Source organism: Streptomyces colonosanans (assembly GCF_001866645.1).
GTDB lineage: Bacteria > Actinomycetota > Actinomycetes > Streptomycetales > Streptomycetaceae > Streptomyces > Streptomyces colonosanans.
The window spans coordinates 88,234-94,233 of the sequence record NZ_MLYP01000032.1; the positions used below are offsets into that span (position 1 = coordinate 88,234).

At 67.6% G+C, this 6,000-nt stretch carries 8 protein-coding genes and 2 pseudogenes; 3 read left to right on the forward strand and 7 right to left on the reverse strand.

The genetic code is table 11. The features are described from left to right. Positions 1–88: 88 nt before the first annotated feature. Positions 89–928 carry a menaquinone biosynthetic enzyme MqnA/MqnD family protein gene (locus BIV24_RS12370; RefSeq protein WP_245766782.1) on the forward strand — a complete coding sequence of 280 codons (840 nt, stop codon included), beginning with the start codon at positions 89–91 and terminating at the stop codon, positions 926–928. Positions 929–961: 33 nt separating this feature from the next. Here BIV24_RS12370 and BIV24_RS36015 read toward each other — a convergent pair whose 3' ends face one another. Continuing rightward, positions 962–1,087, reverse strand: coding sequence for a hypothetical protein (locus BIV24_RS36015; RefSeq protein ID WP_281247736.1), 126 nt, complete (start codon positions 1,085–1,087; stop codon positions 962–964). Between the two features lie 38 nt (positions 1,088–1,125). Here BIV24_RS36015 and BIV24_RS31745 point away from each other — a divergent pair. After that, positions 1,126–1,416: pseudogene (locus BIV24_RS31745) on the forward strand (pyridoxal-phosphate dependent enzyme); the annotation flags it as partial. On the opposite strand, the pseudogene BIV24_RS35315 reads toward BIV24_RS31745, so the two are convergent. Both BIV24_RS35315 and BIV24_RS36020 read right to left on the reverse strand, forming a co-directional pair. Then, positions 1,402–1,506, reverse strand: a pseudogene (locus BIV24_RS35315) (transcriptional regulator); the annotation flags it as partial. The pseudogenes BIV24_RS31745 and BIV24_RS35315 overlap by 15 nt on opposite strands. Before the next feature lie 91 nt (positions 1,507–1,597). After that, on the reverse strand, positions 1,598–2,689 hold the full coding sequence (locus tag BIV24_RS36020) for a TerD family protein (protein WP_071366293.1): 1,092 nt from the start codon (positions 2,687–2,689) through the stop codon (positions 1,598–1,600). A 163-nt stretch (positions 2,690–2,852) separates the two neighbouring features. On the opposite strand from BIV24_RS36020, the gene BIV24_RS12385 reads away from it, so the two are divergent. Further along, positions 2,853–3,062, forward strand: a complete 210-nt coding sequence (locus BIV24_RS12385) for a transglycosylase (RefSeq protein ID WP_071366314.1) — start codon at positions 2,853–2,855, stop codon at positions 3,060–3,062. Positions 3,063–3,083: 21 nt separating this feature from the next. Here the strand turns inward: BIV24_RS12385 and BIV24_RS12390 are convergent, their stop codons facing one another. The 4 genes from BIV24_RS12390 to BIV24_RS12405 form a co-directional block, all read right to left on the reverse strand. Continuing rightward, the gene (locus BIV24_RS12390; protein WP_483883271.1) at positions 3,084–3,425 is read right to left on the reverse strand and encodes a TerD family protein; all 342 of its coding nucleotides are present in this window, start codon (positions 3,423–3,425) and stop codon (positions 3,084–3,086) included. A 198-nt stretch (positions 3,426–3,623) separates the two neighbouring features. Further along, positions 3,624–4,178 carry an isochorismatase family protein gene (locus tag BIV24_RS12395; protein WP_071366294.1) on the reverse strand — a complete coding sequence of 185 codons (555 nt, stop codon included), beginning with the start codon at positions 4,176–4,178 and terminating at the stop codon, positions 3,624–3,626. Between the two features lie 35 nt (positions 4,179–4,213). Continuing rightward, positions 4,214–5,485 carry an MFS transporter gene (locus tag BIV24_RS12400; protein ID WP_071366295.1) on the reverse strand — a complete coding sequence of 424 codons (1,272 nt, stop codon included), beginning with the start codon at positions 5,483–5,485 and terminating at the stop codon, positions 4,214–4,216. Positions 5,486–5,544: 59 nt separating this feature from the next. Further along, the coding region (locus tag BIV24_RS12405; protein WP_107459382.1) for an RNA-guided endonuclease TnpB family protein at positions 5,545–6,000 on the reverse strand (456 nt) is incomplete at its 5' end.

The window sequence follows — 6,000 nt, forward strand, 5'->3', positions numbered from 1 at the left end:
TGATCAGACGTCACATCCTGTTCTCGGACTGAAGTACTAGCCTGCGGAAGTGGATATTTCTCGCGTAGCTCGCGTCCCGCATGTACCGGTGAAGCGTCCCCGGGTCGGGCACATCCAGTTCCTCAACTGTCTGCCGATTTACTGGGGCCTGGCCCGCACCGGCAGCTTGCTCGGCCTGGAGCTGACCAAGGACACCCCGGACCGGCTGAGCAACCTGCTGGTCGACGGGGCCCTGGACATCGGTCCAATCGCCTGCATGGAGTACCTCAAACACGCCGACGACTTGGTGCTGCTGCCGGACATCGCGGTGGGCAGCGATGGTCCGGTGACCTCCTGCCTGATCGTCAGCCAGGTCCCGCTGGGCGAGTTGGACGGGCGCCGGGTCGCCTTGGGTTCCACCTCGCGCTCGTCGGTACGCCTGGCTCGACTTCTGTTGGAGGAACGGGAAGGGGTCCGCCCGGAGTACTCCACCTGCCCGCCGGACCTGCCGGTGATGATGCAGGACGCGGACGCCGCGGTTGTGATCGGCGACGCCGCGCTGCGCGCCTACCTTCATCAGGCGGAGGAGCTGGGCCTGCGGGTGTATGACCTGGGCGAGATGTGGAAGGCGTGGACTGGTCTGCCGTTCGTTTTCGCGGCCTGGGCCGCCCGCAAGGACTACTTGGAGCAGAACCCACGCATCGTGCGCGAGGTACACCAGGCCTTCCTGGAGTCCCGGGACCTCTCGATGGCCGAGGTCGACAAGGTCTGCGAGCACGCCGCCCGGTGGGAGGCGTTCGACGAGGAGACCTTGCGCCGCTACTACACCGAGGCTCTGGACTTCTCCTTTGGTGAACGCCAACTGGAGGGTGTTCGTGAGTTCGCTCGCCGGGTCGCTGCGGACTCCGGATTCGATCCGGAGCTGGAGATCTCGATCCTCCAGCTGTAACGGCTGCCTTGGTGCACCGGTCGCCGGTTTGATTCAGGTGTCCTTCTTCAGGTCGCCGGTCTCGTCGACGACCAGTACCCCGCCGGGGCCGTGCAGGTGGCGGGCGGTGAAGGTGCGGACCTGGGCCGACCTGCTGCGGGATGCCGCCCGGCGCGGCATGCGCGCCCCCGTCCTGGCCGTCGGCGACGGCGCGCAGGGCACTGGCCACCGGTGTGGGTCATGTGGTGAAGGCTATGGCGCCCGAAGCCGAGGTGATCTGTATCCAGCCGCTGGGCGCACCGGCGATGACACACTCGTGGCGCCAGCGGCGTGTCGTCACCACCGACTCGACCAACACCATCGCTGACGGCGTCGCCGGCCGGTGTCCCATCCCGGCCGTCCTGGACGACCTCCTGCTGGTCGCTGACGACGCCGTCCTGGTTCAGGAGGCGTCGATTATCGCTGGTATGCGGATGCTCCTCGACCACGCCGGCCATCAGGTGCAGCCGGACCGACGAGGCAAGCAGCCCGAACGCCGCGGCGGCCTCCGCCTGCACCTCGGCCGGCGGGTCTTCGAAGCCACCGGTGCTCTCCGTCACGGCTGTGACCGTGGCAGCCGTAGCGCCGCAGGGGTCGCCCGGCCCCCTTCACCGGCGGCCGGACACAATGGGTCGACAGGGGTCGAGGGGGTCAGTCCTCGTAGTAGTTGTTGACGACGACCTCGGGTTCGTCATCGTCGAACGCCTCGTTCAACAGCGCGCCACCGACGAGACCGGCCGCACCGGCACCGATGAGCGCGCCAGCGCCGAAGCGGCGACCGCCGCCCTGCTGGTGGTCGTGGTGGTCTGCGTACGGCTGCCCGTAGCCGCCCTGCTGCGGGTAACCCTGCGGCGCGGGCTGCGGGTACCCCTGCTGGGGCGGGGTGTAGAACGGCGGCGCCGTGGTCTGTACGCGCTGTGCGCAGCTGCCGCACGCCTGGACCGGCCGCGGGACACCCCACTGCGGGGACCACGTCACGGTCGTCATACCGGGGCCGTGGTTGGGGTCGAAGAAGCAGGTCACGGAGGAACTCCCTGGGGGTTGCTGTGATGTGGCGAATATCGGGGCCGGTGACGGGGCGACAGTCGGCGGTACCGGAACGGAAGGCGCGTATGTATCGGCGCTCACTTGCGGTGAGGTGACTGTGGCTGGGCTTGGGGTTGAGGTCGGCGTCTCCTCCCCATGGACGTTCACGCCGTAGTCGGTCGCGATGCCCGCAAGACCTGAGGCGTAGCCCTGGCCCACCGCGCGGAACTTCCAGTCCCCGCCGTGCCGGTACAACTCACCGAAGACCAGGGCGGTCTCGTCCGACAGACCACCCGTCGCGAGGGCATAGCGGGCCAGCTCGGTGCCGCCCTCCTGGTCGAGGACACGGATGTGCGCTCGGTGCACCTGACCGAAGGTCTGGCCGCGGGAGGCACCCTCGTACAGCGACACCGGAAAGACGATCTTCTCAACGCGGTCGGGGACCCGAGTGAGGTCGACGTGGATCTGCTGATCGTCTCCACCGACCGGGCCACCGCTGCCGGAGTGGCGGACCGAGCCGTCGGGGCTGGTCGGGTTGTTGAAGAAAACGAAGTACTCGTCGGACAGCACCTTCCCCGACTGATCGCACAGCAACGCACTGGCGTCCAGGCCGTAGCCGGTGTTCACCTGCCAGCCCAGCCCGACCGTCACCGCAGTCAGGCCGGGGGCCTGCTTGCCAAGCGACACGTTGCCACCCTTGGTCAGGGGCACACTCATGCACATCCTCCGGAGCTGTTTCCGCCTCTCGCGTCCATCGTGATCAACGCGACCCCCACCTCTCCCAGTTCCCCGATTGCGCAATGCCTTAAGCAAGCGAGAACATCAACGGGACATCGTCGGACAGACCATCCTCAGCGTGCTCGCCGGAGGCATCGCCAAGATGCTGCTCCCCGGCCGCGCCCCGGGCGGTCTGATCGGCGCCGCCCTCATCGGCGTCGCAAACGCCTTCATCGGTCGGCTCTCCGCCCACTGCCGCGACCGCCCGAAAGAGAAGCACTTCTTCGACTCCTACACCTGGAGCACGCTGATCGGCGGCTCCTTGGCGCTGCTCGTCGGCCACCGCATCCTGTTCGGCGACTCCCGCGACTGAGCCGTCTGTCAGCCCCGTCGGTCACAGGTGGGCAGCGATGGCCGGCAGCAGGGCCTGGAAGGTCTGACCATCGGCTGGCTCACCGATGGCTTTCAACTGCCAACCGCCGCCGTTTCGGTAGAGCTTCGCCATGCTGTGCCGTGTACGCGCCACCGCCGCTGAGGGTGTAGCGCGCGAGTTCCTGGCCGGTCTTCTCGTCGACCAGGCGGCAGAAGGCGTTCTGCACCTCGGTAAGGCCTGTCCGGTGAACGAGTTGACCGTGAAGGCGACCTGGTCGACGTGGCCGGGGACCCGATCGAGGTCCACCAGGATGACCTCGTCGTCACTCCCGGCGCCGGCGCCACCGGTCAGGTTGTCCCCCATACGAAAATCTTGTAAGAGCCATCTTTCAGACACCCCCCGCCATCGATGTGGCGAGGGGCCGAGTGGTGTGTGCTGGTGTTCAGGCCGCGGCCGGCTCCGATTCGGGATCGGTGGGGGCGGGGACCGCGAGCTGGAGGTGGCTGCCCATGTTCAGCCGGACCTCACCATAGGGCTGGATATGCCTCCAGAAGAGCGGGGTCAGGCGCCGATGCGGGCGAGGACCTCGGCGGTGGTCCCTGTCTCTCCGAGGCGAGGGAAGATCAACGTGGCCGAGTTCTCGTGCGCAGCGGCGTCGAGGTCGGTCATGGCATCGATGGGCAGCGCCACGTGGAAGCCGTGCTCGTGGGCCTGTCGGGCGGTGGACTCGACACCGATGGCCGTGGAGAGTCCGCAGACGACGACTTGGGTGACGCCGAGTTCCTGGAGGTGTTCTGCCAGGTCGGTGTTGTGGAACGCGCCCCAGGTGTACTTGGTGACTGTCTTGTCGCCGGGCTGCCGGTTAAGTTCCGGGAGGAGGTCCGTCCAGCCGTCGGGGAGGTCCGAGGCCCCGAAGTCGTGCTCGGTGCGGCCCGGGGCCCCGCCGGCGACGTTGACGAGTACGACGGGGAGCTGCTTGGCGCGGAAGGCGTCGGCGAGCTTGACCGCGTTGGCCAGGACAGCGTCGAACGGGTGAACCGTCGGCATTTCGGTGGCGGCGGACTGGAGATCGACGACGATGAGGGCCGTGTTGGGGTCGATCGTGGTGATGGGCATGTGTATCTCCTTGATCAATTGGTGGTGTTGAGCGGTCAGCGCCGGGCGGGCCGCAGGGTGCGGTCGGCGAGTGTGAGTGCCGCCAGAACGAGGCTGACGGCCGTCATGATCCAGGCGATCTGGTGGACGCCGTGATTGGTGACGTTGTGATGGAAGACCAGGCCGGTGGCGGCGCTGGCGCCGATGGAGCCGGCGTACCCGAAGGTGCGCAGCAGCCCGGACGCGGTGCCCAGCTGATCAGCGGGCGCATGCTGGGTGAGTGCGGTCTGGTTGCCGGCGGTTGAGAAGCCGATGGCGAGACCGAACATGAGGGTCAGGATGACTACGGTGCCGATCCAGACTGTGGAGCCGAGCAGCAGGACGCCGACCGATCCGAGCAGGCAGGTGGCAGCGGCTGCGATGACCGGTCCCCGGACGAGGCTGCGCCGGGAGAGCGGCGTGATGATGAGACCCGAGACCAGGGTCATGGGCAGTAGGAGCAGTCCGGCGGCGGACTCGCTGAAGCCGCGGACGCTTTCGATCCACTGGGTGACGCCATACAGGACGACGTATACACACAACTGGGTCAGGCCGAAGCGCAGGTAGGTGTTGGCGAGTCCGGGGTTGGCGGCCAGGAGCCGCACGTCGAGGAAGGGGGTGTTGGCGCGCAGCTCCCACAGCACCAGCACGGCCCAGAAAGCCGCGGACAGTCCGAGGACCCACCAGTGCGCGGTGGGAAGGCCGAACAGGAAGATCAGCAGCGTCAGCATGGCTCCGACGAAGCCGAGGATGCCGAGCACATCGAGCTTCGACGCGATCTGATGCGCGCTCATCCGTTGGGCACGCCTTGGGTCGGGTTCGATCCAGGCGACCGCGGCGATGAACGCAATGACGGCTACGGGCACGTTGACGAAGAAGACAGCTCTCCAGGTCAGGGCGTTCACCAGGACGCCGCCGAGGGGAAGGCCGAGCGAGGCGGTGGCGATCCCGGCGATCATGAGTCCGCCGAGGACGCCGCCCGGCGCCTTGGCCATTCCGGCATCCCGCGCGCGGCGTTGGATGATCAACATTGCGGTCGGGTACGCGCACGAGGTGCCCAATCCGATCACGACCCGGCTCAGGATCAGCATCCACAGGCTCTGCCCGAAGCCGCCGAAGACGGTGCCGAGGGCGACCATGGCGATGCCGGATATGAAGACGCGACGGGGCCCGAACACCTCGGCGGCCTTGCCCGCGGTGGGCTGGGCGATGGTGCTCGCCAGGTAAAGGGCGGCCACCAGGGCCGCGGTCTGGCCGATCTGGATGCCCAAGTCGCTGGCGATCGGCATTGACATGCTCCTCGGGCTGAAGCCCGAGGATTCTGGCCGTCCCACGGGTTGCTGTGCCGCTACGCGGCACAGTTTCCGTGTGGGATTCCCTGGCTTCCTGTTTCTTCACGCTGTGCCAGAACGGGTTCTGGTCTTACCGGCGCTCCGCAGGCTGTCACCGCCAGTCCGGCGGCCGATTTCACGTTCTTCGCGGCGTTGTGGTCCCGGTCGTGGACCGTGCCGCAGGCGGTGCAGGTCCATTCCCGCACGTGCAGGGGTTTGGGGCCGTCGCGGTGGCCGCAGATGGAGCACACCTGGCTGGTGGGCTCGAACCGTCCGACCTTTACGAAGGTCCGCCCGTACCGCTTCGCCTTGTACTCCAACATGTTCACGAACTGGGACCAGCCCGCGTCGTGGACGCTCTTGGCCAGCCGGGTGCGCGCCAGACCGCCCACCGCCAGGTCCTCCACGGCGACCGCTTGGTTCTCGCAGATCAGCCGGGTGGAGAGCTGGTGGTGGAAGTCGCGGCGTGCGTC

Bases quoted from the DNA above. Each gene is read 5' to 3' on its own strand.
- BIV24_RS36020 (WP_071366293.1), bottom strand. From the start codon at position 2,689: ATGAGTGTGCCCCTGACCAAGGGTGGCAACGTGTCGCTTGGCAAGCAG.
- BIV24_RS12390 (WP_483883271.1), bottom strand. From the start codon at position 3,425: ATGGGGGACAACCTGACCGGTGGCGCCGGCGCCGGGAGTGACGACGAG.
- BIV24_RS36015 (WP_281247736.1), bottom strand. From the start codon at position 1,087: ATGCCGCGCCGGGCGGCATCCCGCAGCAGGTCGGCCCAGGTCCGCACC.
- BIV24_RS12385 (WP_071366314.1), top strand. From the start codon at position 2,853: ATGCTGCTCCCCGGCCGCGCCCCGGGCGGTCTGATCGGCGCCGCCCTC.
- BIV24_RS12395 (WP_071366294.1), bottom strand. From the start codon at position 4,178: ATGCCCATCACCACGATCGACCCCAACACGGCCCTCATCGTCGTCGAT.
- BIV24_RS12400 (WP_071366295.1), bottom strand. From the start codon at position 5,485: ATGCCGATCGCCAGCGACTTGGGCATCCAGATCGGCCAGACCGCGGCC.